The following is a 22555-nucleotide window of genomic DNA, read 5'->3' as shown; positions in this document are numbered from 1 at the left end:
TGAGCGGGGACAGACACCACTGCGATCACTGGTCCTATCTGGTCTTAACAGGTATGCTGCGCACGATAGCAGTGAGCGGCGCCCCGGGGCACCCCCGAGGCTCGCCCAGGTCTGGAGGATCGAGAAGCGATGGTGGCGACCAAGCGGGCCCAGGTCCGATCGGTACTGGAGCGGCTGATCGACGTCGAGTTGCATCCAGGAGATCCGATCCCCTCCGAACGCGCCCTGGTGGACAAACTGAACGTCTCCCGGGTGACCGTCCGGCAGGCGATCAGCGACCTGGTCGAGTCCGGCGCGCTGGAACGCGTGCACGGCAAGGGCACCTTCGTCACCGGCCCGCAGGTCGACTCCCAACTGCACCTCACCTCGTTCTCCCGGGAGATGCGGGCCCGTGGCCTGGAGCCCGGCACGGTGGTGCTGTCGGCCACCGAGATCGAGGCATCGGACGAGACTGCGAAGGGTCTCCGGGTCGCCAAGGGCACCAAGGTGATCCGGGTTGAACGGCTGCGCACCGCCGACGCTTCGCCGATGGCCTACGAGGTCGGCTACTACCCGTCCGCGCTCTTCCCGGGCCTGCTCGGCCGTGAGCTCGGCACCCTGTACGACGTCTTCGCCAGCGAGTACGACGTCGTCGTCACCTCCGGAGAGCAGACCGTCCGGGCGGACAACGCCGACGGTCACGTCGCCCGGGTCCTCGGTGTGGCCAGGCGGGCACCCCTGCTGGTCCTCGAGCGAACCACCTTCGCCGGCCGCAAGGTCGTCGAGCTGTCCTGGTCGGCCTACCGGGCCGATCGCTACCGGCTGCACATGGCTCTGACCCCGCGGGGCCCGCGATCCGGGTCGGCCTGAGTGGCCGCGGCCGGGATCCGGACGGACATCCGGCCGCAACGAACTGGATCCGTCCTGTTCATCAACTGGTCTACATCTCTGCCGATCGCTCCCCGGCCGCCCGGCCGGTCCGGCAGGCGGGCCGCCGGATACGACGAGGTACCGGGCGGCAATACTGGAGCTCGACCCACAAGAACTGTGTTGTGAGGAGTACCGCGAGACATGCCTATTGCCACCCCTGAGGTCTACGCCGAGATGCTGGACAAGGCCAAGCAGAACCGCTTCGCCTACCCGGCCATCAACGTCAGCTCCTCGCAGACGCTGATCGCCGCGATCCGCGGTTTCGCCGAGGCGGGCTCGGACGGCATCGTCCAGGTCTCCACCGGCGGTGCGGAGTACCTGTCCGGCTCGACCGTGAAGAACATGGTGACCGGCTCGGTCGCCCTGGCGGCGTACGCGCACGAGGTCGCCAAGAACTTCGGCGTGAACATCGCGCTGCACACCGACCACTGCCCGAAGGACAAGCTGGACGGCTTCGTCCGGCCGCTGCTGGAGATCTCGGCCGAGCGCGTCACCCGGGGCCAGAACCCGCTGTTCCAGTCGCACATGTGGGACGGCTCGGCCGTGCCCCTGACCGAGAACCTCGAGATCGCCAAGGATCTGCTGGCCAAGACGGCCGCGGCGAAGATCGTGCTGGAGATCGAGGTCGGTGTCGTCGGCGGCGAGGAGGACGGTGTCGCCAACGAGATCAACGAGAAGCTCTACACCACGGTCGAGGACGGTCTCGCCACGGTCGAGGCGCTCGGCACCGGCGAGAACGGCCGCTACATCACCGCGCTGACCTTCGGCAACGTGCACGGCGTCTACAAGCCGGGCGCGGTCAAGCTGCGGCCGGAGATCCTGAAGGAGATCCAGGACCAGGTCGGCGCGAAGGTCGGCAAGGAGCGCCCGTTCGACCTGGTCTTCCACGGCGGCTCCGGCTCGACCCTGGAGGAGATCCGGGCCGCTGTCGACCACGGTGTGATCAAGATGAACGTCGACACCGACACGCAGTACGCGTTCACCCGGCCGGCCGCCGCGCACATGTTCACGAACTACGACGGTGTGCTGAAGGTCGACGGCGACGTCGGCAACAAGAAGGCCTACGACCCGCGCGCGTGGGGCAAGGCGGCCGAGGAGGGCATGGCCAAGCGCGTCGTCGAGGCCTGCGAGAGCCTCCGCTCGGCGGGTACGGCGATCAACGCCTGACGCTCGGTATTGAACACCTGACATCTGTTGCTCCTGACAGATCTGGGGTTTCGAGGGGCTCACCGCCGAGTGCGGTGGGCCACTCACATCCGGGCACGGACGAGGTCGAATCGGCGGACGCCGGTACGGCGGGATGCTCGGGCGAAGGTGGAACGGACGCGGTCGATGACGGCCGGTGGATCGTTGAGATCGGCCCAGGGGATCCAGCAGTGCTCGATCGGCAACGGGGCGGACGGGTCGGGGAGTGGGGTTGGTGCGGCTGACTCGTCCTCGTCCGGCACGAATTCCTCGTACCAGAAGGGGAAGCGCGGCTCGAACTCGAGCACTGTGCGTTCTTCCGGGAACCAGAGGGACGTGGTCTCGGGCTGACCTGGGTCGGGTGTGTCCGCGTCCGGGGCAGGAAGCGGTGATGGGGTCGGGAAGCCGGCTCCGGCGAGGATGAAGCGCAGACGTGATTCGGCCACCGATGCCGAGTTCGTGCAGGCGAGGGACGTGATCTCGACCGAGCGTTCATTGCCGTGGTCGTGGGCTGCGCGTTTCAGCGAGCGTCTGGTGACGAGACCGGCGTACAGCGCGGCGTCGGCCAGGACCACGGCCGGCGTCTTGGGCGCGGTCGCCGCCACCTCGGCAACCGCGCGGGCGGGGGAGACCATCCGGAGCTTGTTCCACAACTGGATGCCTGGGCCGACTGGGTCGCGGATGTGACGGTGCACGCCGCCGACGCAGCCCGGGCGACCGGCGGGCGCGGTCACGTGCACTCGGGACAGGTCGAGCCCCCAGACCGGTAGGGCATGCAGGGCCGCGGCGGATTGATGGCTGGCGTAGACGTTGGGCCCGCCGGAGCGGAGAACGCGCGACACCTTCCGCAGATGCAGGACTTCGTCAGTGATCAGGATGAGCGACCGGCGCTCGGCATACGTGCCCGGCCGGATCCGGCGCCAGCCGCCGGTGTCCAGCAAGGAGTCGATATCCGGATCGGGGTAACCACAGGCCCGAGCATCAGCCCGAGTGAACACGCCACCCCGAATCGAGGCCATCACAGCAAGTTGAGGGTTCATGCCCTAGAACCTGCCGCGATCAGCCCCCTCCGCGGACCACGACTTCGAACCTGTGGAGAACCTGGGGATCACAGCCGATGCCTAACCCACACGTTCGGCTCCACATACACAGCACACCCGGCCTGGACGTCGCACCGCACGGAGACGAGAGCACCTGGAACCTCGACCGGGCCGTCCTGGTCGAACGGAAGGCTCGTCCATCGACGCCATTCCTCCAGCGATCCGGCGACTACCCAGGACGTCGGAGCCAGGCCGACGATCTCCCCACCGGCCCGGACATGCGTCCGAAGCCACGGGTCGAACGGCAGGCCGTCCGCGCGAGTCCGGGCGGCGTACTCCTGCATCGACGTACCCGATTCGAGGTGTTTGTGGCTCGGTCGGACGGGCGCATGGAGCTGCCCGAGTCCAAGGTCGGTGGCAGCGTCCCGGAGGGCGGCCAGGAGGTGGCCGGCTACACCCTGTCCTTGGAGGTCTTGGGCAACGCTGATATTGAGCGCGCAGGCGACGTCCGGTTCGAGTCCACGCCGGGCGTCCGCGAACGCCCAGACAACCGCCTGTTCCCACCCTCCGGCCGGGAGCTCCGCGCGACTCGTCAGCTGTACGGCGTGGGCGTCGCCCACGACTACACCATCAGTCGTCGCGACCAGGCAGGTCGTTGGGAACGTCTCGAGCGTCTGCCAGAAGTAGGCCTCGGACACTCGGTTGTGGCGCATGAACTCCGGCCAGCCCGCGACGCCGACCTCTGCACCGGCCAGCTCCGGCCGCTCGGCGACTGTGGTGATCTCCAGGAGCCGCCCGGACGGTAGTTCAATGCGCCTGGCAACGGGCATGAAAAAAGCCCGTCATGTCTGTATGACGAGCTCTGCGCGGGTTGGAACCCAGGGTTGCCAGAGGAGCGGCATGCCGGCCTCGGCGGGTGTGCGGTTGCCCTTCCGCTCGTTGCAGGTGGCATGGGCGGCCACGGCGTTCAGCCACTCGGTGCGGCCGCCCCTGGATCTGGGTTGAACATGATCCATGGTGTCGGCGTTGTCGAGGCCGCAGTACGCGCACCGGAACTTGTCACGCCGGAGCACACCGTGCTTGCTGTACTTCATCCGTCCGGCCGCGTAGCGCCAATGGGTGACGACGTACCGGACCAGGCGCAGTACGCGCGGAACCGGAAAAGGGCCGATGGTCCGCTCTCCGTGCGCCTCTTCCACCACTGCGACCTCTCGGACCAGCATCCGGATGGCGTGCTGGATCGAGACGGTGTGCAGCGGCTCGTATGACGCGTTCAGGACTATGACGCTCATCCGGTGCCTCCTTCCGGCCGTAGCTGGGAACCACGGCGGCATTGACGCAGGGTCTCAAGCATCCGTGGCCGGTCGGTGAACGGTCAACGGATTTCGTCAGACGGTCACGTGCCGGTTCGGCTGCGTGATCGGCGAAGATGTGCTTATGGAATTGAACAATCTGCTCTCAGGTCCACCCGAGACACTACTCCCAGTAGACCCGGCCGCGGCGGAACTCGCCGCCGGGGCAGCTGCGGCGGACGTCGCGGCCAAGTTCCCCACGTCCTCGCTGGCCTGGGGCGTGCTGGCCGAGGCAGCCCTGGCGGGCGGCCGCACGATCGAGGCCTACGCGTACGCCCGGACCGGCTACCACCGCGGCCTGGACCTGCTCCGGCGGAACGGCTGGAAGGGCCACGGCCCGGTCCCGTGGGAGCACGAGCCGAACCGCGGCTTCCTGCGCTGCCTCGCCGCACTGGGCAAGGCGGCCGCGCTGATCGACGAGAAGGACGAAGCCGAGCGCTGCGCCACGTTCCTGCGCGACTCGTCGCCCACCGCAGCCGATGCGCTGAGCTGAAACCTGGTTGTCGGGCTGGTGACTCGGCGGCATGATCCGTCGGGTGACCAGCCCGTATGCGCAGGACGGATACAGAGTCGGCTTCGACTGGGGACCGGTCGGTGCGAAGGTGGTCGCCGGCAACCTCGTGGCTGTCGTGGACGTGCTGTCGTTCACCACCGCCGTGACCGTCGCCGTCGATCAGGGCATCGACGTGTACCCGTACCGCTGGCGCGACGAGACGGCCGTTGCCTATGCCAAGCAGTACGACGCTCAGCTCGCGGTCGGCAGGTCCGAGGCGGGTCCGGGGGACATCAGCCTGTCGCCGGTCACCATCCGTCAAGCGCACGGAGTCGAGCGGTTGGTGCTCCCGTCGCCCAACGGCTCGACCATCTCGCAGCAGCTCAGCGACAGCGGCGCCACGGTGATCGCGGTGTCACTGCGCAACCGGGCTGCCGCAGCCGCCTGGGTGAATGTGCGGTGCGCCGAGAAGCCGGACCTCAAGGTGGTGGCGATCGCGGCAGGGGAGCGGTGGACGGACGGATCGCTCCGGCCGGCTGTGGAGGACCTCTGGGGTGCCGGCGGGTTTCTGAGCGCCCTGCGGGTGGGCGAGTTGTCGCCGGAAGCCCGAGCGGCGGTGGCGGCGTACGACGCTGTCGCAGACGAGCTGCCTGCACTGCTGTACGACTGCGCCGGCGGTCGCGAACTCACGCAGTACGGCTACCCGGACGACGTCGCGATCGCGGCGGAGGTCGACACCAGCCAATGCGTTCCCGTTCTGAGGGACGGTAAGATGAGCGCGTCAACCTGAGCTACGACGTTACTGCCCGTTGATAGAGCCGGTAGGCGGCGCGCGTCCCCGCTTCCTGCCCGAGATATGGACGGTTGTAGGCGGACTCGGACAGACCGGTGCAGCAGGACGCCCACGGTCGGTCCCCGCCCCTCCGGGCAGCGGAAGGTACTACCGTGCCGGCACTCACCGGACGGATCCGCACGCCCGCAGCGACCTACGCAGAGGTACTGCGTACTCCCGGGGCGTGGAAGTTCTACCTAGCAGCGGCACCGGCTCGCATCGGTATCGCCATGACCAGCTTGGGCATCGTCTGGCTGGTCCACAGTTCTACCGGCTCGTACGCCGCCGCAGGCAGCGTGACCGGTGGCTTCGCAGTCGCTGAGGCACTGGCGGGCCCACAGGTCGCGCGCCTCATCGACAAGTACGGGCAGACACGCATGCTGCCGATCACTCTGGTGGAGCACGGCCTGGCGGTGGCTCTGCTGATCGGCCTCACACTGCAGTCAGCTCCGCTGCCGGTGCTGGTCGCTGCCGGCGTCCTAGCCGGCGGATCGCTGCCGCAAGTAGGCGCGCAGACCTCAGCCAGGTGGTCGCATGCTCTCCGGGGTAGGCCTGGGCTGTCCTCGGCGTACGCGCTGGAGTCACTCGGCACAGGCGTCGCCTTCATGGTCGGCCCAGCCCTGATAGGTACGGTCAGCAGCCTTGCCAGTCCGGTCGCCGGATCGATCCTCGCGACGACTCTGCTCTTGGCGGGCGGTCTGTCGCTGTCTGTGCAACGCAGTACGGCGCCTCCACCGGCAGTGCACGAGCGTGGAACCGGCAAGGCGCGGCTGATGCGCCCGACCTTCCTGGGCTTGATCGGGACCAACATCGGTATCGGTCTGTTCTTTGGCAGCATGCAGGTCTCGGTGACGGCGTACGCACTGAGCACAGGCAGCCCAGGACTCGCCGGACCGCTCTACAGCGTGACCAGTCTGGTCAGTCTGTTCGCCGGACTGGCCTACGGCGCGCGGCGTTGGCGTACTCCACCGCTTACCCAGCTAGCCATCGCCCTGGCGGGTCTGGCGTTGAGCTGTCTGCCACTGCTCGTCGTCGACTCCCCGCTCCAGGTAGGTCTCGCGTTAGCCCTTCCAGGCTTGGCGATCGCGCCGTTCCAGATCCTGTCCGCAGTCCTGACGCAGGCCGAAGTGCACCCCGCCGTACTCACGCAGGCCTTCACCTGGCTCAACTCCGGCTGCGCCGCGGGCATCGCATTAGGCGCAGCCTTCGCAGGCCACATCGTCGATGCCCACGACCCGCACTACGGCTTCCTCCTGGCGTTGCTCTCAGCAACAACCGCAGCCGCAGTCGCCCTCGCACTCAGGGTTGGTAGGTGATTTGGCGTTCGGCTGCGGCTCGGGCGGCGTATTCGGCTGGGGTCAGGCCGATTTGCTGCTTGAACTCCTTGGAGAAGTGGGCCTGGTCGAAGTAGCCGAGGGAGGCGGACAGTTCCGCGAGCTCGGCTACTTCGCCCTGTGCCAGGAGCTCGGCGCCGTCGTGCAGGCGGTAGCGGCGGAGCACCCACTTCGGGCCGACGCCGACGTACCGGCGGAAGAGTCGCTGCAGGGTGCGGATCGGGATGTCGAACTGCTCGGTGATCTGGTCCACCCGGGCCACTGAGCGGTCGGCCGACATCGCGGTCACGATCTCGCGGACCAGCTCGTACGACGGGTCCGGGGGAGCCAGGTGATCGCGCAGGAACGCCTCGAACACCGCACGCCGTCGTACGTCGGACTCCTCGGCGAACATCAGGTCCGCGAGCCGGTCGCCGTCCGGGAACACGGCGGTCAGCGGCAGCACCTGGTCGCGGAACGACGCCACGTCCAGTCCGGTCACCGCACCGAACCCACCGGCCCAGAACTTCACCCCGAACGCTCGCCCGCGGCCGACCAGTTCACGTTCGAACTTGCGCGTGCAGACACCGTTGACGAACGCGCCACCGGGCTGCTCGAAGGTCACGTTGACACTCGGGAACGGCAGCACCTCGGCCGTGTACGGCTCGTCCAGGTCCCACTCGACGATCCAGTACCACTCCACGAAGCGGCCGACCTCGGGCCCTGCGGCGAGGCGGTGGAGTGAGCGGTGCCGAGCCTGCTCACGCGGATGCAGGATGCCCTTCTCGCTCTCCGGCGGAGTCGTCACCAGTGGCTGTCGCTTTCTTACAAGACCGGTACGGCGGTCAACGGATTGACTACCGACATGACGGAGAACACGGTAAACCCCATCCCCGACGGTTATCACTCGCTGACCCCGTACCTCGCCGTAGCGGACGGGCCGAAGGCGATCGAGTTCTACCAGTCGGTGTTCGGGGCCGAGGTGATCAGCCGGCAAGACATGCCGGACGGGCGGCTCGGACAGGCGGAGCTGAAGTTCGGGAACTCGATGCTGCAGCTGAGCGACCAGATGCCGCAGATCGGGCTGCAGGCACCGAACGGCGAGTGGGTGCACTCCTCGCTGGTCCACTACGTGCCCGACGTGGACGCGACGTACGCGAAGGCGGTCGCGGCCGGGGCGAAGCCGGTGGAGGAGGTGCAGACGTTCATGACCGGAGACCGCTTCGGCACCGTGATCGACCCGTTCGGCCACCGCTGGGCGATCCTGACAAAGGTCGAGGACGTGTCCCCGGAGGAGGCCGACCGCCGGGTGAAGGAATGGCTGGCCTCCAACCCGGAGGAGCTGCAGTAGGCGGTCCGGGGGCGCGCTGACCTGCGAGCTCAAGCCGCCGACGGTGCAAGGATGCCGTCATGGACCCCGCCGCCGTCTCCCCCTGGCGCCGACTGACACGGGCGGTCGTCTACGCGGTTGTCGTCGCCGTCCCGCTGGCGATGCTGGCGTTCCTCGTCCGCACCAAGTACGACCCGCTGGTGACCCTCGACGAGAACCTCATCGTCGCCGCAACCGACTACACACGCGGTCACCCACGGTTCCGGTCGTTCGTCGACACGTGGGAACTGATCAGCCAGCCCTGGGTGATGTTCCTGGTCCTGGGCCTGCCGGTGACCCTCTACGTCTGGTTCGGCAAGCACCTGCGGACGCGGGCCTGGTGGGCGCTGGCGACGATGGCCGCCGGCTGGGCGATCGCGGCCGTGCTGAAGCTTCTCGTACGCCGTGCCCGCCCCGAGATCGAGGACCCGTTCGCCCAGCACGCCGGATTCTCCTTCCCCTCCGGTCACGCCACCAACAACGCCATCGTCGTCACCGTGGTCGTGCTGTTGATATGGCCTCTGGTGGGTACCGGTATCCGGAGGCTGCTGGTCGGCCTCGGTGCGGTCTGGGTGATCGTGACGTGTGCCGACAGGCTCTTTGCGGGCGCCCACTTCCTGTCCGACGTCACTGCCGGTGTGTTGCTCGGGTGCGGGCTGACGGCCGCGTCGTACGCGGGCTACCTGGGCTGGAGGCCGCCAACCCCCACCGACAGCACGACGGAAGGTTCAGACTGATGGCGTTCCTCACCCGCTGGCAGGAAGACACGTCCCGACCCACCGCCAAGGAGGCGGGCCGTGACCTGGTGGTCCGCGCACTGGCCCCTCTCGTGGTGTGGTGGTTGGTCGTGGTCGGGATGGGGTGGCTCCTCACCGACGGCCCGCTCAAGGAGCTGGGCGTCTCCGAGGACAGCGTCAGCAAGAGCTTGGAGTCGTCACGCGAGGCGTTCGGTGACGCGGTCACCCTGTTCTTCTCGTGGACGGGCGCGACGGTCAGCATCATCGGCGTGTGCCTGGTCGTGGTCGTGCTGGTCTGGCGGCGGGCCAAGCAGTGGTGGTTCGCGGTCGTGCCGCTCATCGCGATCAGCCTGCAGGGGCTGGTCTTCTTCTTCACCCAGCTCCTCATCGTCCGCCAGCGCCCCGACGTCGAGAAGCTGGACAACTCGGCGCCGACCTCCAGCTTCCCGAGCGGGCACACCGGTGCCGCGACCGCGCTGTACTTCACTCTGGGGCTGATGGCCCTGCGGATCACGAACCCGGTGCTCCGCAGCGTGGTGGTCACCGTGTGCCTGGCGATCCCGTTTCTCGTTGCGACGGCACGGCTCTACCGGGGCATGCACTTCGTCAGCGACGTGGTGGTGGCCATCGTCAACGGCTCGGTGGCGGCCCTGCTCGCCTGGTGCTGGCTGCGTCGCGGCGATGTGGAGAATCAGACGCGCGCGTAGCGGGCACGCGCGAAGGAGTACACGCCGTATGCCGCGAGGCCGAGCGCGATGGCGAACAGAATGACCGTGCCGGCGGGCAGGTCCCGCATCGATCGGAGGCCCCCGTCCAGGCCGGTCGCCTTGCCCGCCCGCTGCTGGATCGCGGCCGTGATGAAGAGGACGCCCACGGCCGCCAGTGCGATGCCCTTGCCGATGTAGCCGACCCTGGCGGCGAGGACCACCGACCGGCCCGGGTGCTCCTGCAGGTCCCCGAGGAACCGTTTCCGCCAACCCTTGTCCACGTGGTAGGCGGCGATGCCGATGACGGCGACGCCGACCAGACCGACGAGCACCCGGCCACCCGGTGCCTCCATCAGGGTTACCGTGAATTCCTTGGTCTGCTGGTTGGTCGACGTACGACCGCCCGAGGCGAACGTGAAGGACGTCCAGGCGAGCGCGCCGTACAGCACGAGCTTGCCGCCGGCCTTCGCCTTGTCCGACGCCTCGTGCCGGGCGACGAGCTCGGTGAGCTGCCAGAGGGCGAGCAGGGTGAACCCAGCCGCGATCACCCAGAGCAGGCCCTGTCCCACCGGCTCCTCGGCGAGTGTCGCCAGCGCCCCCGACTGGCTCGCCTCCTGTCCGCCGAGGCCGAGAGCGATCCGTGCGGTCAGGTAGGCGAGCAACAGGTGCAGGACGCCGCTGGCACCGTAGCCGAGGCGAGCCCCCCACTCGACCACGGGATGGTCACCGGCCTTGGCTGCGGCCCTCTTCGCCTCGCCGCTCACGTCGCCGGGCCGATCGCCGCTGCTGTTCATGATGTTCTCCCCTCGCCTACGGGTACCCAGCCACCGCCGCTGGTAAGCCTCGCGGGCGCCGTGCAACAGTACGCGGATGAACGCTAAGGGTCCTGAGGTCGTCGTCGTCGTCAACCCGACGAAGGTCGACCTCGCCGACGTGCGCGAGGTTCTCCAGGATGCGGCCAGGGCGGCGGGCGTCGAGGCGCCGACGCTGGTCGAGACGACCGAGGACGATCCCGGCTTCGGCCAGACGCGCGAGGCCGTTCGCGACGGCGCCGGTCTGGTGTGCGCCCTCGGGGGCGACGGGACCGTGCGGGCGGTGGCGCAGGAGCTCGTCGGCACCGGCGTCGCGCTCGGTCTCCTTCCAGGCGGTACCGGGAACCTGCTGGCCCGCAACCTCGGCCTCCCGGTCGACTCCCTGGCCGAGGCGGCCGCCGCTGCCTTCTCCGGCCAGGACCGCACGATCGATGTCGGATGGTTGGTCGTCGACCCCGATGAGAGCCAGCGCGCTGGTGACCTGCGCACCGGCGCGGACAACGTCCACTGCTTCACTGTCATGGCCGGGCTCGGTTTCGACGCTCAGATCATGAATGACGCGCCCGAGGGCGTGAAGGACAAGGCCGGCTGGGCGGCGTACGTCGCCAGCGGTGGTACGCATCTGAACGACGACCCGTTCGCGGTCGACCTGGTGGTGGATGGGCGCACCGCGGCCGCCGGCCAGGCCCGCACGGTCGTGGTCGGCAACTGCGGCGAGCTCACCGGCGGCATGGTGCTGCTGCCCGATGCCGAGGTCGATGATGGCCGGCTGGACGTGGCGACGGTCAGCCCCGAGAGCCTGACCGAGTGGATCGGGGTGGCCTCGCGGGTGCTGGCCGAGCGGGGCGACGGACCGTCGCTCCAGCGTGATCGGGGTCGTGACCTCACGGTGCGAGTCGATCCGCCACAGCTGTGTGAGGTCGACGGTGACGTGCTTACCGAGGCAGGCTGGCTGCGCTTCGCGGTGCAGTCGGCCTGCCTGGTCGTACGCGTCGGACGAGACAGCGCCTGACGGCACGACGACTGTTCTCGTCAGAGCACGAGACAGCGGCCCGCCGGAACCGTCCCCTGCGGCAGTTTCGGCGGGCCGCTGACTAAGAGTGTGCACGCGATCACGCTGAATGGCAAGCCGTCGATTGATGAAACAGCTACTTGAAGTGAGCGTTTCAAGACGGTGAGCAGCAGGCCGGCCAGTGGACCGGGGTCCGGTAGGCTTTGGTCGCAAGAGCCTGGATGCGTTGCCGGATGAATGTCCGGTGAACGTCTCCGGGCTTCACCGTTTCCAGCGTCCGGCAGTCGCGCAGTCGTGAGGCCGTCAGCCGGCGCGTGAAGAGGAGGGCTGAGATGCCCGCAATCGTGCTCGTCGGCGCCCAGTGGGGCGATGAGGGCAAAGGCAAGGCGACCGATCTGCTCGGCAACACCGGCGCCGTGATCGACTACGTGGTCAAGTTCAACGGCGGGAACAACGCCGGCCACACGGTCGTGATCGGCTCCGAGAAGTACGCGCTGCACCTGCTGCCGAGCGGGATCCTGACTCCCGGTGTCACCCCGGTGATCGGCAACGGGGTGGTGATCGACCTCAACGTGCTGTTCGAGGAGCTCGACGCGCTGCAGGCCCGCGGCCTCGACACCTCGCGGCTCGTGGTCAGCGCCGGTGCGCACCTGATCCCGCCGTACAACCGGACCCTCGACAAGGTGACCGAGCGTTTCCTCGGCAGCCGCCGGATCGGCACCACCGGCCGCGGCATCGGGCCGACGTACGCGGACAAGATGAACCGGATCGGCATCCGGGTCCAGGACCTGTACGACGAGAAGATCCTCGAGCAGAAGGTCACCGGCGCGCTGGAGCAGAAGAACCAGCTGCTCGTGAAGGTCTACAACCGGCGTGCGGTCGAGATCTCCGAGGTGCTGGACGAACTGCTCGGGTACGCCGAACGCCTCCGGCCGATGGTGGCCGACACCAGCCTGCTGCTGAACAAGGCGCTGGACGACGGCAAGACGGTGCTGATGGAGGCCGGTCAGGCGACCCTGCTGGACGTCGACCACGGGACGTATCCGTTCGTCACCTCGTCCAACGCGATCTCTGCCGGTGCGTGCACGGGTGCGGGCATCCCGCCGACCCGGATCGATCGCGTGATGGCGGTGGTGAAGGCCTACACGACTCGCGTCGGCGAGGGTCCGTTCCCGACGGAGTTGCTGGACGCGGACGGTGAGTGGCTGCGGCAGCAGGGCGCGGAGTTCGGTACGACGACCGGCCGGCCGCGCCGCTGTGGCTGGTACGACGCGGTCATCGCCCGGTACGCCGCCCGCGTGAACGGCGTCTCCGATTTCGTCCTCACCAAGCTGGACACCCTGACCGGCCGCGAGAAGATCCCGGTCTGTGTCGCGTACGACGTGAACGGCGTACGGCACGAGGAGATGCCGATGACGCAGACGGACTTTCACCACGCGGTCCCGGTCTACGAGGAGTTCGACGGCTGGTCCGACGACATCACCGGCTGCCGCACCTTCGAAGACCTGCCGAAGCAGGCCCAGACCTACGTCCGCGCCGTCGAGTCCCTCAGCGGCGCCCGCATCTCCGCCATCGGAGTGGGCCCCGAACGATCCCAGATCATCCAGCCCTGACCCAGCCTGTGCCGGCCACCCCGCTCGCCGGGGTGGCCGGTGCGGTTCTCAGCGGCCGATGCTGTTTCAGCGGCCGATGAAGGGGAGGTCTCGGATGAAGGGGGCGTCTCGGAGGTCGTTGAGGGTGGGGCGGTCGATGGTGGGGGTTTCGATGGGGGTGCGGGCCCAGGTGGAGCCTTCGCCCTGGGTGGCTTGGTAGAAGGTGAGGACGCCGATCGCCAGGAGTACGGCGGCGATGGTGGCGGAGAGCCAGTGCCGGCGGAAGGTGTTGCGGGCGGCGATGTGGGCTCCGCGGCGGAGTGAGGTGCCGCCGGGGCCCCACCAGGCAGTGACCAGTGCGGTGAGTGCGGCGGAACCGAAGCCGAAGGCTGACAGCGGCTGCCAATCCAGATCGTTGGCTGTGGCGAGCACTCCGGTCACGACAATCCCGACAACACCGCCCATGACGACGGGCAGGATCAGGCACGGCAGTGTGACAAGACCCGCCATGACCAGCTGCAACGGTGTGGACGCTGCGGCGACCACGCTGTCGGAGCGGCCGGACCGACCGCGCATCTGGCGGCGTCGCATCAGCGCAGTACTCGATCGGTCGACGGTCCGCGCGATCACGAACAGCACGATGGTGATGAGCGAACCCAGGCCCGGGTAGAGCGCAACCAGCCCGGTCAGCGCCACCATCAACCCGACGATGACCGCAGTACGCTTCCCAGTCGGCGGAGTCCTCTCCGGCCGAGGCGCCTGCGGCTGCGGCGAACGCTCCTGCGGCCCAGGCTGCTGGTACGGCGGTCCGCCCTGCTGGTACGGCGCCGGCACGGGACTCTGCTGCTGGTACGGCGAGGGCGCCCCGTAGTACGGCGCGATGTCCTGCGGACCGCTCTGATACGGCAACGGCATCGCTGCAGGTGGCGCCGCAGTGGGCGTCGGGCTGTAGTTCACCGGGTGAACCGGCGGGGAAGCCGTCGGCAACGGCTGAGCCGCCTTCTTGGCCGCAGCAGCCTCACGCAGCTTGTCGCGGATCGGAGCGAACGCCGACAGCGGCGGAATCACCGACGGCACGAGCTCCGCCACGTCAGTGGGTGAGTGCTCGTCCGACGGCATCTCACGAGTCATCAGCGCGGTCGGCGGGTTCAGCTGCACAGTCTCGGGCGCGGGCGCTTCTCGCGCCGGCAACGCGTCGCGGCCCTCGGCGTACCGGTTCAGCCCCTCCATGATCTCGACCTGCGTCGGCCGGTCGTTCTTGTCGGGTGCGAGCGCCGCGGCGAGCAGTGGCTTCAGTCGCGGGTCGAGTCCGTCGAGATCGGCCTGCCCGCTGTGCACCCGATGGAGGACGGCCTCGAACGGTCCCTTGCCGAACGGCCGGCGTCCGGTGGCCGCGAACGCCACAGTGGCCGCCCAGCCCCACCAGTCCGCCGACTCCGACACCATCTCGCCCGCGATGAGCTCCGGTGCGAGGTAGCCCGGCGTACCGATCACCAGGCCGGTCTGGGTGAGCCGCAGGTCGTCCGCGGCCTGCGCGATACCGAAGTCGATCATCACCGGCTTGCCGTTGAACATCATCACGTTGCCGGGCTTGAGGTCGCGGTGGATCACGCCGACCTGGTGGATCGCCTGCAGCGACTCCGCCAGGCATCCGGCCAGCGGCAGCCACTTGCGCGGGGTCAGGGGCCCGCGTTCGTCGACCTGCTCGTCCAGCGGGCGCCCCGGCACGAACCGGGTCACCAGATAGGCCTGGTCGCCCTCCAGGTCGTGGTCGAGGATGCCCGCCACACCGGGGTGACTCACCTTCTGCAGTGTGGTCGCTTCACGCTGCAACCGGGCCCGTGCGATCGGGTCGTGCGCGACGTGCGGGCGCAGTACCTTGAGCGCGACCTCCTGGCGCTCGGGTCCTTCGGCCAGGTAGACGACACCCATGCCGCCCTGTCCGAGCCGCCGGATCAACCGGTACGGCCCGACCCGCTCTTCCCCCACCTCCTCGACAGGCGCGGAAGGCGGTCCCCCTGTGGCTGACATGCCATCTACGGTACGTCGGCAGCAGACCAAGAAGGCGGGATGACGTCTGAGGTAATCGTCTCGATTCGGCTTCTGCCGGAGGCTTGTCGCATCGGAATCGTCCGAAAGAATGAGGAGACAGTCACCATGACGGCGTACGCCATCGCCTACCTGCGCAACATCAAGTTCGGTGCGGAAATCATCGAGTACCTGCAGCGCGTCGACGCGACGCTGGCGCCGTACGACGGGCACTTCATCGTCCACGGCGACGACGCGGAGCCGATCGAGGGCGAGTGGAGCGGCGCTCCGATCGTGATCGAGTTCCCCGACTACGACCAGCTGCGCGGCTGGTACGACTCGGCGGCGTACCGGGAGATCCTGCACCTGCGCACCGACAACTCCGACAGCACCGTCATCTTCGTCAAAGGGTGCGGTCGCGACCACAAGGCCACCGATGTGCTGGTCTGATCTTTATGGCCAGATCCTTGCGAACACCGTCGTCTCGGCCACTGGCTGGCGTCGCTGCCGGGCGGTTGGGTAGAGCCATGCGAATCGAGATGCTGGTGTTCGACGGTGTGGACGAGATGGACGTGATGGGTCCGTTCGAGGTCTGGAGTCATGCCAGGCGGCGGCCGGAGTTCGACATGGCGCTGGTCGGCCTGGACGGTCCGGTCGAGGTGACCGGGCTGCACGGCCTGCAGTTCAAGGCACCGGAGGGTCTCGGCGCTCCGGACGCACTCTTCGTCCCCGGCGGCGGATGGATGAACCGGGCCGAGACGGGCTCGTGGGCCGAGGCGCGGCGCGGCGTGATGACGGCGAGGATCGCCGAACTCGCGCCGTCGCTCAGCCTGATCACCTCGGTCTGCACCGGTGCGATGCTGCTCGCCGAGGCCGGGCTGCTGAAGGGCCGCCCGGCCACCACGAACCGCGGCGCCTGGGCCGAACTGGACGCGTTCGGCGCGGACCTCAAGACGAACCGCGTCGTCGACGACGGCGACCTGATCACCGCGGGCGGCGTCACCTCCGGCATCGACCTTGCCCTGTACGTCGTCGAGCGGGTGTGCGGAGCGGATGTCGCCGACGGGATCGCGGGCGCACTGGAGTACACCCGCGACCGGGACGTCTACGTTGCCTCAGGCAACTAGGCCTGGACGAGCTCCGGGTAGAGAGCGGTCAGGTCTCCGGAGATCGCCGCCTTCGCGCCGCGCGCGGTGTCGTCGGCGAGCACCTCGTGGGCGCCGGACTCGATACCGTCGAGTGCCTGCTTGGCGATGTCCTCCGGCCGGGACTTCGGTGCCGTGACGGCAGCGGTCATGTCGGTGTCGACGTACCCCATGTGCAGGCCGGTGACGTCGATGCCGCGGCCGAGCAGTTCGAGGCGGATCGCGTTGGTCTGCAGCCAGAACGCCGCCTTGGTGGCGGAGTAGGCGCCGTGCCGCGCGACCCAGGACAGCGCCGAGTGCGCGTTCAGGATGTGGCCGCCGCCGTTGCGCTCGATGATCGGGACGAACGCCTTGGTCAGCTCGAGCGGGCCGAAGAAGTTCGCCTCGAAGACCGCCCGGATGTCGTCGATCGGCGCATCCAGGTAGGTGTCCGGGGAGCTGGCGCCGGCGTTGTTGATCAGCACCGTGACATCGGGTGCGGCCGCGGCCAGTGCGTCGATCGATGCCTGGTCGGTGATCTCCAGCGGCAGCGGGACCACGCGTGGGTCGGTGCTCGGCTTGGGGGTGCGCGCGGTCGCGTAGACCTTCGCCACGCCGCGGTCGAGCAGGTCGTCGACGATCGCCTTGCCGATACCGCGCTGGCCGCCGGTGACCAGGACGACTGTGCCTTCGAGTGAGGTCATATCCGAACTCCTAAGCTGGAAACCGATCTGTTTGCACGACTGTAAACCGATCGGTTTCCGAAATCAAATCCAGCCGGTACCCTCGTTCCATGACCACCTCGGCGACACCCCGCGAACGCCTCCTCGAGGCCGCGGGCGAACTCTTCTACCGCGACGGCGTCAACATCGGAGTGGACGCGTTGTGCAAGGCGGCCGGGGTGTCGAAGAAGTCGATGTACCAGCTGTTCCGTTCCAAGGACGAGCTGATCGCGGAGAGTCTGGCCAGCCGCGGCCCGTCGTACCAGGCTTTGCTGCATCCGGGCCCGGAGGACGAGCGGCCGGCCCGGGACCGGATCCTGACGGTGTTCGAGCGGCAGGACGAATTGGTTGCCCAGGGCGACTTCCTGGGCTGTCCCTACGTCAGTACGGCGGTCGAGTTGAAGAACCCGGAGCACCCGGGCTCGGTGGTCGCCCGGCACTTCAAGCAGCACCTGACCGACTTCTTCCACCATGAACTGGTGAAGGCCGGTGCCGAGGATCCGGGCACGCTGGCGATCCAGCTGACGATGATCTTCGATGGCGCCAGCGCCAGGGCGGTCGTCCGCGCCCAGGACCTGGGCGGCATCGGCGTACTCACCGCTGCCGCGCTGCTGGACGCGGCCGGTGTGCGTTCGAGCGAGCTGGCGACCCAGGCGGGCTGAGCCACTACCACCGGTCGTCCACCTTGGTGCTGTTCACCATCCGCCGCAGGGTGTCGGTCGCGGCGGAGGCGGTGGGGGTTACGGAGGGTAGTGCCGGGGCGGCCATGACTGCGGTTCCGACGGTCAGGAACTGGCGTCGTTTCATGGGACAGATCCTCACTTTGTTCCACTGAGCTGGGAAGAGTCGTTCGGCTGTTCCACGGTGATTTCGTACCTGCTGGGATATTGACGTGCTCACCGTCCGTCGTCAAACTTTCGAAAAGACCCTGCGCTAGTGGGGGAAGCGCAGGTGTCTACCGCCCCGAAGAACAGGACATCCGCCCATGCGAAACAAACCCCTGGTCCTGGCCGCTGCCTGTGCAGCGCTGGTCGCCGGGACACTCAGCAGCCCAGCAGTTGCCGCTTCGAACGCCGAGCCCAGTGCCGTGCAAGCGCCCGCGACGTTCACCCACCCAGGTGTCGGATCGAGCCGGGCCCAGCTGGACTTCGTCCGGGCCAAGGTGCAGGCCGGCGCGCAGCCGTGGACGAACGCGTTCAACCAGGCCAAGAACAGTTCCTACGCGTCGCTGTCCCGTACGCCGAAGCCGCGCGCGGTGGTCGAGTGTGGGTCGTACTCGGACCCGAACTACGGGTGTACCGACGAGCGTGAGGACGCGATCGCGGCGTACACGGACGCACTGCTGTGGTACCTCACCCGCGACGATCGCTATGCACAGAAGGCGATCCAGTTGATGGACGCGTGGTCGGCGACGATCCGCGACCACACCAACAGCAACGCTCCACTGCAGACCGCGTGGTCGGCGTCGTCGTGGCCGAAGGCCGCGGAGATCATCAAGCACGTGTACGGCAACTGGCCGAACGCCGGCCGCTTCGCCACCATGCTGCGCAACGTCTACCTGCCCGAGATCATCAACGGCTCGAACTCCAACGGGAACTGGGAGTTGAGCATGACCGAGGCGATCCAGGGCATCGGCGTGTTCCTCGACGACCAGGCCGTGTACGACAAGGGGATCGCGCTGTTCCGGCTCCGCGTGCCGGCGTACGTGTACCTCGAGTCCGACGGTGCTTTGCCGAAGACGGTGCCGAGCCAGAACCTCGACACCCGCGACAAGATCATCAACTACTGGCAGAAGCAGAGCACGTTCGTGACCGGTCTGACTCAGGAGACCTGTCGCGACTTCGTCCACACCGGTTACGGCATCTCGTCGATCTCGCACGTACTGGAGACGGCGCGGATCCAGGGCATCGACATGTACCCGGAGTTCGGTGAGCGGCTGCGGCAGGCGCTCGGTTTCCAGTCCAAGTGGGAGCGCAACCTCGAGCCGGTCCCGTCCTGGCTGTGCACGGGCACGCTGAAGCGCGGTCTCGGCCCGATCACCGAGGTCGGGTTCAACGCACTGCACACCCGGCTCGGGATCGCGATGACCAACACCCAGGTCATCACGGAGTCCCGCCGTCCGGCCGGGTCGAACAACCTCTTCGTCGCATGGGAGACCCTCACGCACGCGGAGAACCCAGCCTGACAAGCTTCCGGGAGTGCTGAACCCATCTGCCCTTCAGCTCTCCCGGATCACCACCGGCCGGCCACCTCACCTTGACGTGGCCGGCCGTTGTCGTTGTCAGACCTGGGCCTCGCCGCGCTTCCAGTAGCCCTGGAACGAGATCGCCGGTTTCGCCATCCCGGCGGCGTTGACCAGGTGGCGGCGTACCGACTTGATCATCGACGACTCCCCGGCGACCCAGGCGTAGTCGGCGTCGTACGGGAGCTCGGCGCCTTTCAGGGCCTCGAGCAACGAGTTCGGTGGCGTGATCCAGGTGATGTCCGCGCTGCCGGGTGTCGGCAGCGGCCGGATGTCGCCGGAGTCCGGCACCTCGACAAAGACGGTCGCGTGGGCGGTGGCGGGCAGCTGTTCGAGGATGCCGGCCAGCGCGGGCAGGGCGGTCTCGTCGGCGACCAGGATCCGGCGGACGCTGGTGGCCGGCGGGACGTAGTCGACGCCGGAGTGCAGCAGTCCCTTGATGCTGGTGGTGTCGACCGCGAACGGGAGGATCAGGCCGATCTGGTCACCTGGCTGCGCCTGGCTGACCCACGCCGAGGCGGGTCCGTCGATGCCGTGCAGGACGAACTCGATGTCGAGCTCGGCGACCTCGGGCCGGAGCGCCCGGATGGTGTACGTCCGCATGATGAAACGCTCGTCGACCGGCTGGGCGCACCACTCCGGGTACCACTCGGGCCCGGACGGCAGCTTGATCTCGCCACCGTCGGGCGGCGTCAGCAGCACCTTGATCCGCTGGTCCGGACCGGCGGTCACCACGTCGGCGATGCGCGGTGCGACGAAGGTCACGCGGCGCAGGTGCGGGCTCAGGTCCTCGACCGCCGCGACGGTCGCCAGCAGCGAGTCGAACTCGATCGGCCGCTCGAGCACTGTGGTCATGTCCGGTTTCTCCAAGGGGAGCGCAGGGGAGGCTCAGATGCGGACCCGTGGGCGACCGGGTTATTCTGAGGCGTCTAGAGGTTAGCCTTACCTAAGAGGGTCTCAAAGTCCAATGCCTCCCCCCAGCGCTGTCGCCCAATCCGCCGGCCGCGACACCTCCGCTGTTGTTCCGTCACGCCCCCGGCGGACCCGGCGGGCCACCCTGGTCGCCGGGCTGATCGTGTGTGTCGCCCTGCTCGTCGTGGTGTCGTTGCTCAGCATCGCGGTGGGCTCGAAGCAGATCCCGTTCCCGACGGTGATCGATGCCCTGCGCCACTACAACGAGGCGAACACCGATCAGGTGATCGTCCGCTCACTTCGCGTGCCGCGGACCGTGCTCGGTCTGCTGGTCGGTGCCGCGCTCGGGCTGTCCGGGGCTCTGATGCAGGGAGTCACCCGGAACCCGCTGGCCGATCCCGGCATCCTCGGCGTCAACGGTGGTGCAGCGCTGTTCGTTGTCGGCGGCATCTATTGGTTCGGGCTGTCGAGTCTGACGGCATACGTCTGGCTCGCGTTCGTGGGGGCGGCAGCGGCGTCGGTGGTGGTCTATCTGCTCGGGTCGCTCGGTCGTGAGGGGGTGACGCCGGTCAAGCTGGCGCTCGCCGGTGCCGCGCTGACGGCGATGCTCGGGTCGCTGACGACCGCGTTGCTGATCGGCGATGTCGACACCTTCGACCAGTTCAGGTTCTGGTCGGTCGGATCGCTGGCCGGCCGTGGCTCGGACATCGCCGGACAGGTCGCGCCGTTCATCCTGATCGGCATCGTGCTGGCGCTGGTGTCGGGCCGCGTGCTGAACGCATTGTCTCTGGGCGACGACGTGGCGAAGTCGCTCGGCCAGCGGGTCGGGCTCGCCCGGTTGTTCGTCGCGGTGATCGTCGTACTGCTCTGTGGGGCCGCGACCGCCGCCGCGGGACCGATCGGTTTCATCGGGCTGACCATCCCGCACGTGGCGCGGTTGGTGACCGGCCCGGACTACCGGTGGATCCTTGCCTACTCGATGCTGCTGGCGCCGATCCTGCTGCTCGCAGCCGACATCGTCGGCCGGATCGTCGCGCGGCCCGGTGAGCTGCAGGTCGGCATCGTGACCGCGGTGATCGGCGCGCCGTTCTTCATCATCCTGGTCCGTCGACGGAAGCTGGCGGATCTCTGATGACCACAGCCGAAGCAGTTCAGGTCATCAGCCGGGCGCGGGCGGCCCGGCAGGCACAATCGCTGCTGGTGATCGTGGTTCTCGCGGCCATCGTGTTCGTGACCTTCTGCGTCTCGCTCTCGCTGGGTGACTTCAAGATCCCGGTCATCGACGTGGTGAAGACCCTGTTCGGTGGCGGTGACAAGGCGACCGAGTTCATCGTCAACTCGCTGCGGTTGCCCAGGGCACTCACCGGCCTGATGGTCGGCGCCGCGCTCGGCATGTCCGGCGCGATCTTCCAGAGCATCGCCCGCAACCCGCTCGCCAGCCCCGACATCATCGGCGTCACGTACGGCGCCAGCGCCTTCGCCGTCTTCGCGATCGTCACGCTGGGAGTCACCGGCGTCGCGGTCTCGGCGTTCGCGATCGTCGGTGCCCTGCTGACCGCGTTCATCATGTACGTGCTGGCCTGGCGGCACGGGGTGTCGAGCTACCGGCTGATCCTGATCGGCATCGGGATCGGTGCGATCGCCACGAGTCTGACGTCGTACCTGTTGACCAAGGCAAGGGTCGAGATCGCCCAGCAGGCGTTGATCTGGCTGACCGGCAGCTTGAACGGCCGGGACTGGTCGAACGTACGGTCGATGGGGATCACCCTGGCGGTGCTGGTTCCGTTGACGGTGTTCATGGTCCACCGGCTGCGGATCTTGCAGCTCGGCGACGAGACGGCGTACGGGCTGGGTCTTCGGGTGGAGAGTTCGCGGCTCGGGCTGATCGTGATCGCGGTACTGCTCGCGGCAGTCGCGACTGCCGCGGCCGGTCCGATCGGGTTCGTCGCGTTCGTCGCGCCACCGATCGCGCGGCGGCTGACCCGGTCGCCGGGGCCGGCGATGATCGCGTCCGCGTTGCTCGGCGCGCTGGTGGTGGCCTTGTCCGATCTGATCGCGCAGCACGCCTTCGGGGACACCCAGTTGCCGGTCGGTGTGGTGACCGGCGTGGTGGGCGCTCCGTACCTGATGTTCCTGCTGGCCCGGTCCAACCGGGTGGGGAGTGGTGGCTGAGA

Annotated in this window: 25 protein-coding genes; 16 read left to right on the top strand and 9 right to left on the bottom strand. The window is 68.2% G+C overall.

All coding sequences use genetic code 11. From position 1 onward, the window contains the following. Positions 1-129: 129 nt before the first annotated feature. Both ACIBG5_RS19605 and fbaA read left to right on the top strand, forming a co-directional pair. A complete protein-coding gene (locus tag ACIBG5_RS19605) occupies positions 130-849 on the top strand; it encodes a GntR family transcriptional regulator (protein ID WP_132156117.1) in 720 nt (239 codons plus the stop codon). A 201-nt stretch (positions 850-1050) separates the two neighbouring features. Continuing rightward, on the top strand, positions 1051-2076 hold the full coding sequence (fbaA, locus tag ACIBG5_RS19600; RefSeq protein WP_396392889.1) for a class II fructose-bisphosphate aldolase: 1026 nt from the start codon (positions 1051-1053) through the stop codon (positions 2074-2076). 83 nt (positions 2077-2159) lie between these two features. Here the strand turns inward: fbaA and ACIBG5_RS19595 are convergent, their stop codons facing one another. From ACIBG5_RS19595 to ACIBG5_RS19585, 3 genes are all read right to left on the bottom strand, one after another. Continuing rightward, on the bottom strand, positions 2160-3113 hold the full coding sequence (locus ACIBG5_RS19595) for a type IV toxin-antitoxin system AbiEi family antitoxin domain-containing protein (protein ID WP_396392888.1): 954 nt from the start codon (positions 3111-3113) through the stop codon (positions 2160-2162). Positions 3114-3202: 89 nt separating this feature from the next. Further along, positions 3203-3964, bottom strand: coding sequence for a GNAT family N-acetyltransferase (locus ACIBG5_RS19590; protein ID WP_396392887.1), 762 nt, complete (start codon positions 3962-3964; stop codon positions 3203-3205). Positions 3965-3976: 12 nt separating this feature from the next. Then, entirely contained in the window at positions 3977-4426 is a 450-nt protein-coding gene (locus tag ACIBG5_RS19585) for an HNH endonuclease (protein ID WP_131512166.1), read from the bottom strand. Between the two features lie 145 nt (positions 4427-4571). Between ACIBG5_RS19585 and ACIBG5_RS19580 the strand changes: the two genes are divergently transcribed. The 3 genes from ACIBG5_RS19580 (at position 4572) to ACIBG5_RS19570 (ending at position 7127) form a co-directional block, all read left to right on the top strand. Further along, complete coding sequence (locus tag ACIBG5_RS19580; protein WP_360450165.1) at positions 4572-4979, top strand: DUF3151 domain-containing protein; 408 nt, start codon at positions 4572-4574, stop codon at positions 4977-4979. Positions 4980-5022: 43 nt separating this feature from the next. Further along, positions 5023-5769 (top strand): 2-phosphosulfolactate phosphatase, encoded by a 747-nt coding sequence (locus tag ACIBG5_RS19575; RefSeq protein WP_396392886.1) that lies wholly within the window; start codon positions 5023-5025, stop codon positions 5767-5769. 155 nt (positions 5770-5924) lie between these two features. Further along, entirely contained in the window at positions 5925-7127 is a 1203-nt protein-coding gene (locus ACIBG5_RS19570; protein WP_396392885.1) for an MFS transporter, read from the top strand. On the opposite strand, the gene ACIBG5_RS19565 is transcribed toward ACIBG5_RS19570, so the two are convergent. Further along, a complete protein-coding gene (locus ACIBG5_RS19565) occupies positions 7111-7932 on the bottom strand; it encodes a DUF6597 domain-containing transcriptional factor (protein ID WP_396392884.1) in 822 nt (273 codons plus the stop codon). The two genes, ACIBG5_RS19570 and ACIBG5_RS19565, sit on opposite strands and share 17 nt — an antisense overlap. 57 nt (positions 7933-7989) lie before the next feature. Between ACIBG5_RS19565 and ACIBG5_RS19560 the strand changes: the two genes are divergently transcribed. From ACIBG5_RS19560 to ACIBG5_RS19550, 3 genes are read left to right on the top strand one after another with little or no spacing between them, the layout of a single operon-like run. After that, positions 7990-8475, top strand: a complete 486-nt coding sequence (locus ACIBG5_RS19560; RefSeq protein WP_396392883.1) for a VOC family protein — start codon at positions 7990-7992, stop codon at positions 8473-8475. A 59-nt stretch (positions 8476-8534) separates the two neighbouring features. After that, a complete protein-coding gene (locus tag ACIBG5_RS19555; RefSeq protein ID WP_396392882.1) occupies positions 8535-9230 on the top strand; it encodes a phosphatase PAP2 family protein in 696 nt (231 codons plus the stop codon). Further along, positions 9230-9937 (top strand): phosphatase PAP2 family protein, encoded by a 708-nt coding sequence (locus ACIBG5_RS19550; RefSeq protein ID WP_396392881.1) that lies wholly within the window; start codon positions 9230-9232, stop codon positions 9935-9937. The genes ACIBG5_RS19555 and ACIBG5_RS19550 overlap by 1 nt, the downstream gene beginning before the upstream one ends. Here the strand turns inward: ACIBG5_RS19550 and ACIBG5_RS19545 are convergent. Beyond that, positions 9922-10731 (bottom strand): DUF1206 domain-containing protein, encoded by an 810-nt coding sequence (locus ACIBG5_RS19545; protein WP_396392880.1) that lies wholly within the window; start codon positions 10729-10731, stop codon positions 9922-9924. The two genes, ACIBG5_RS19550 and ACIBG5_RS19545, sit on opposite strands and share 16 nt — an antisense overlap. A gap of 76 nt (positions 10732-10807) precedes the next feature. Between ACIBG5_RS19545 and ACIBG5_RS19540 the strand changes: the two genes are divergently transcribed. Both ACIBG5_RS19540 and ACIBG5_RS19535 read left to right on the top strand, forming a co-directional pair. Beyond that, a complete protein-coding gene (locus ACIBG5_RS19540; RefSeq protein ID WP_396392879.1) occupies positions 10808-11761 on the top strand; it encodes a diacylglycerol/lipid kinase family protein in 954 nt (317 codons plus the stop codon). A 332-nt stretch (positions 11762-12093) separates the two neighbouring features. Then, positions 12094-13374 (top strand): adenylosuccinate synthase, encoded by a 1281-nt coding sequence (locus ACIBG5_RS19535; protein ID WP_396392878.1) that lies wholly within the window; start codon positions 12094-12096, stop codon positions 13372-13374. Positions 13375-13440: 66 nt separating this feature from the next. Here the strand turns inward: ACIBG5_RS19535 and ACIBG5_RS19530 are convergent, their stop codons facing one another. Further along, positions 13441-15384, bottom strand: coding sequence for a protein kinase (locus tag ACIBG5_RS19530; RefSeq protein WP_396392877.1), 1944 nt, complete (start codon positions 15382-15384; stop codon positions 13441-13443). A gap of 126 nt (positions 15385-15510) precedes the next feature. On the opposite strand from ACIBG5_RS19530, the gene ACIBG5_RS19525 reads away from it, so the two are divergent. Next, positions 15511-15831 (top strand): DUF1330 domain-containing protein, encoded by a 321-nt coding sequence (locus tag ACIBG5_RS19525; protein WP_396392876.1) that lies wholly within the window; start codon positions 15511-15513, stop codon positions 15829-15831. Positions 15832-15908: 77 nt separating this feature from the next. After that, on the top strand, positions 15909-16508 hold the full coding sequence (locus ACIBG5_RS19520; protein ID WP_396392875.1) for a DJ-1/PfpI family protein: 600 nt from the start codon (positions 15909-15911) through the stop codon (positions 16506-16508). Here the strand turns inward: ACIBG5_RS19520 and ACIBG5_RS19515 are convergent. Beyond that, positions 16505-17209, bottom strand: coding sequence for an SDR family oxidoreductase (locus ACIBG5_RS19515; protein WP_396392874.1), 705 nt, complete (start codon positions 17207-17209; stop codon positions 16505-16507). The genes ACIBG5_RS19520 and ACIBG5_RS19515 overlap by 4 nt on opposite strands. 89 nt (positions 17210-17298) lie before the next feature. On the opposite strand from ACIBG5_RS19515, the gene ACIBG5_RS19510 reads away from it, so the two are divergent. Next, a complete protein-coding gene (locus tag ACIBG5_RS19510) occupies positions 17299-17889 on the top strand; it encodes a TetR/AcrR family transcriptional regulator (protein WP_396392873.1) in 591 nt (196 codons plus the stop codon). Positions 17890-17893: 4 nt separating this feature from the next. On the opposite strand, the gene ACIBG5_RS19505 is transcribed toward ACIBG5_RS19510, so the two are convergent. Then, positions 17894-18034, bottom strand: a complete 141-nt coding sequence (locus tag ACIBG5_RS19505) for a hypothetical protein (RefSeq protein WP_396392872.1) — start codon at positions 18032-18034, stop codon at positions 17894-17896. 178 nt (positions 18035-18212) lie between these two features. On the opposite strand from ACIBG5_RS19505, the gene ACIBG5_RS19500 reads away from it, so the two are divergent. Further along, the gene (locus tag ACIBG5_RS19500; RefSeq protein ID WP_396392871.1) at positions 18213-19412 is read left to right on the top strand and encodes an alginate lyase family protein; all 1200 of its coding nucleotides are present in this window, start codon (positions 18213-18215) and stop codon (positions 19410-19412) included. A 96-nt stretch (positions 19413-19508) separates the two neighbouring features. On the opposite strand, the gene ACIBG5_RS19495 is transcribed toward ACIBG5_RS19500, so the two are convergent. Continuing rightward, positions 19509-20324, bottom strand: coding sequence for a siderophore-interacting protein (locus ACIBG5_RS19495; protein ID WP_396392870.1), 816 nt, complete (start codon positions 20322-20324; stop codon positions 19509-19511). 112 nt (positions 20325-20436) lie between these two features. On the opposite strand from ACIBG5_RS19495, the gene ACIBG5_RS19490 reads away from it, so the two are divergent. Further along, complete coding sequence (locus ACIBG5_RS19490; RefSeq protein WP_396392869.1) at positions 20437-21513, top strand: FecCD family ABC transporter permease; 1077 nt, start codon at positions 20437-20439, stop codon at positions 21511-21513. Continuing rightward, positions 21513-22553, top strand: coding sequence for a FecCD family ABC transporter permease (locus ACIBG5_RS19485; protein WP_396392868.1), 1041 nt, complete (start codon positions 21513-21515; stop codon positions 22551-22553). Before ACIBG5_RS19490 ends, ACIBG5_RS19485 begins: the two co-directional genes overlap by 1 nt. Positions 22554-22555: the final 2 nt, after the last annotated feature.

It is taken from the genome of Kribbella sp. NPDC050241, from assembly GCF_044459685.1.
Taxonomy (GTDB): Bacteria; Actinomycetota; Actinomycetes; order Propionibacteriales; family Kribbellaceae; genus Kribbella.
This window is presented reverse-complemented; position numbering and strand designations above follow the sequence as displayed.

Excerpts from the sequence above, each read along its gene's own strand:
- ACIBG5_RS19605 (WP_132156117.1), top strand. The coding sequence starts at position 130 with ATGGTGGCGACCAAGCGGGCCCAGGTCCGATCGGTACTGGAGCGGCTG.
- fbaA (WP_396392889.1), top strand. The coding sequence starts at position 1,051 with ATGCCTATTGCCACCCCTGAGGTCTACGCCGAGATGCTGGACAAGGCC.
- ACIBG5_RS19595 (WP_396392888.1), bottom strand. The coding sequence starts at position 3,113 with ATGGCCTCGATTCGGGGTGGCGTGTTCACTCGGGCTGATGCTCGGGCC.
- ACIBG5_RS19590 (WP_396392887.1), bottom strand. The coding sequence starts at position 3,964 with ATGCCCGTTGCCAGGCGCATTGAACTACCGTCCGGGCGGCTCCTGGAG.
- ACIBG5_RS19585 (WP_131512166.1), bottom strand. The coding sequence starts at position 4,426 with ATGAGCGTCATAGTCCTGAACGCGTCATACGAGCCGCTGCACACCGTC.
- ACIBG5_RS19580 (WP_360450165.1), top strand. The coding sequence starts at position 4,572 with ATGGAATTGAACAATCTGCTCTCAGGTCCACCCGAGACACTACTCCCA.
- ACIBG5_RS19560 (WP_396392883.1), top strand. The coding sequence starts at position 7,990 with ATGACGGAGAACACGGTAAACCCCATCCCCGACGGTTATCACTCGCTG.
- ACIBG5_RS19555 (WP_396392882.1), top strand. The coding sequence starts at position 8,535 with ATGGACCCCGCCGCCGTCTCCCCCTGGCGCCGACTGACACGGGCGGTC.
- ACIBG5_RS19550 (WP_396392881.1), top strand. The coding sequence starts at position 9,230 with ATGGCGTTCCTCACCCGCTGGCAGGAAGACACGTCCCGACCCACCGCC.
- ACIBG5_RS19545 (WP_396392880.1), bottom strand. The coding sequence starts at position 10,731 with ATGAACAGCAGCGGCGATCGGCCCGGCGACGTGAGCGGCGAGGCGAAG.
- ACIBG5_RS19540 (WP_396392879.1), top strand. The coding sequence starts at position 10,808 with ATGAACGCTAAGGGTCCTGAGGTCGTCGTCGTCGTCAACCCGACGAAG.
- ACIBG5_RS19535 (WP_396392878.1), top strand. The coding sequence starts at position 12,094 with ATGCCCGCAATCGTGCTCGTCGGCGCCCAGTGGGGCGATGAGGGCAAA.
- ACIBG5_RS19530 (WP_396392877.1), bottom strand. The coding sequence starts at position 15,384 with ATGTCAGCCACAGGGGGACCGCCTTCCGCGCCTGTCGAGGAGGTGGGG.
- ACIBG5_RS19525 (WP_396392876.1), top strand. The coding sequence starts at position 15,511 with ATGACGGCGTACGCCATCGCCTACCTGCGCAACATCAAGTTCGGTGCG.
- ACIBG5_RS19520 (WP_396392875.1), top strand. The coding sequence starts at position 15,909 with ATGCGAATCGAGATGCTGGTGTTCGACGGTGTGGACGAGATGGACGTG.
- ACIBG5_RS19515 (WP_396392874.1), bottom strand. The coding sequence starts at position 17,209 with ATGACCTCACTCGAAGGCACAGTCGTCCTGGTCACCGGCGGCCAGCGC.
- ACIBG5_RS19510 (WP_396392873.1), top strand. The coding sequence starts at position 17,299 with ATGACCACCTCGGCGACACCCCGCGAACGCCTCCTCGAGGCCGCGGGC.
- ACIBG5_RS19505 (WP_396392872.1), bottom strand. The coding sequence starts at position 18,034 with ATGAAACGACGCCAGTTCCTGACCGTCGGAACCGCAGTCATGGCCGCC.
- ACIBG5_RS19500 (WP_396392871.1), top strand. The coding sequence starts at position 18,213 with ATGCGAAACAAACCCCTGGTCCTGGCCGCTGCCTGTGCAGCGCTGGTC.
- ACIBG5_RS19495 (WP_396392870.1), bottom strand. The coding sequence starts at position 20,324 with ATGACCACAGTGCTCGAGCGGCCGATCGAGTTCGACTCGCTGCTGGCG.
- ACIBG5_RS19490 (WP_396392869.1), top strand. The coding sequence starts at position 20,437 with ATGCCTCCCCCCAGCGCTGTCGCCCAATCCGCCGGCCGCGACACCTCC.
- ACIBG5_RS19485 (WP_396392868.1), top strand. The coding sequence starts at position 21,513 with ATGACCACAGCCGAAGCAGTTCAGGTCATCAGCCGGGCGCGGGCGGCC.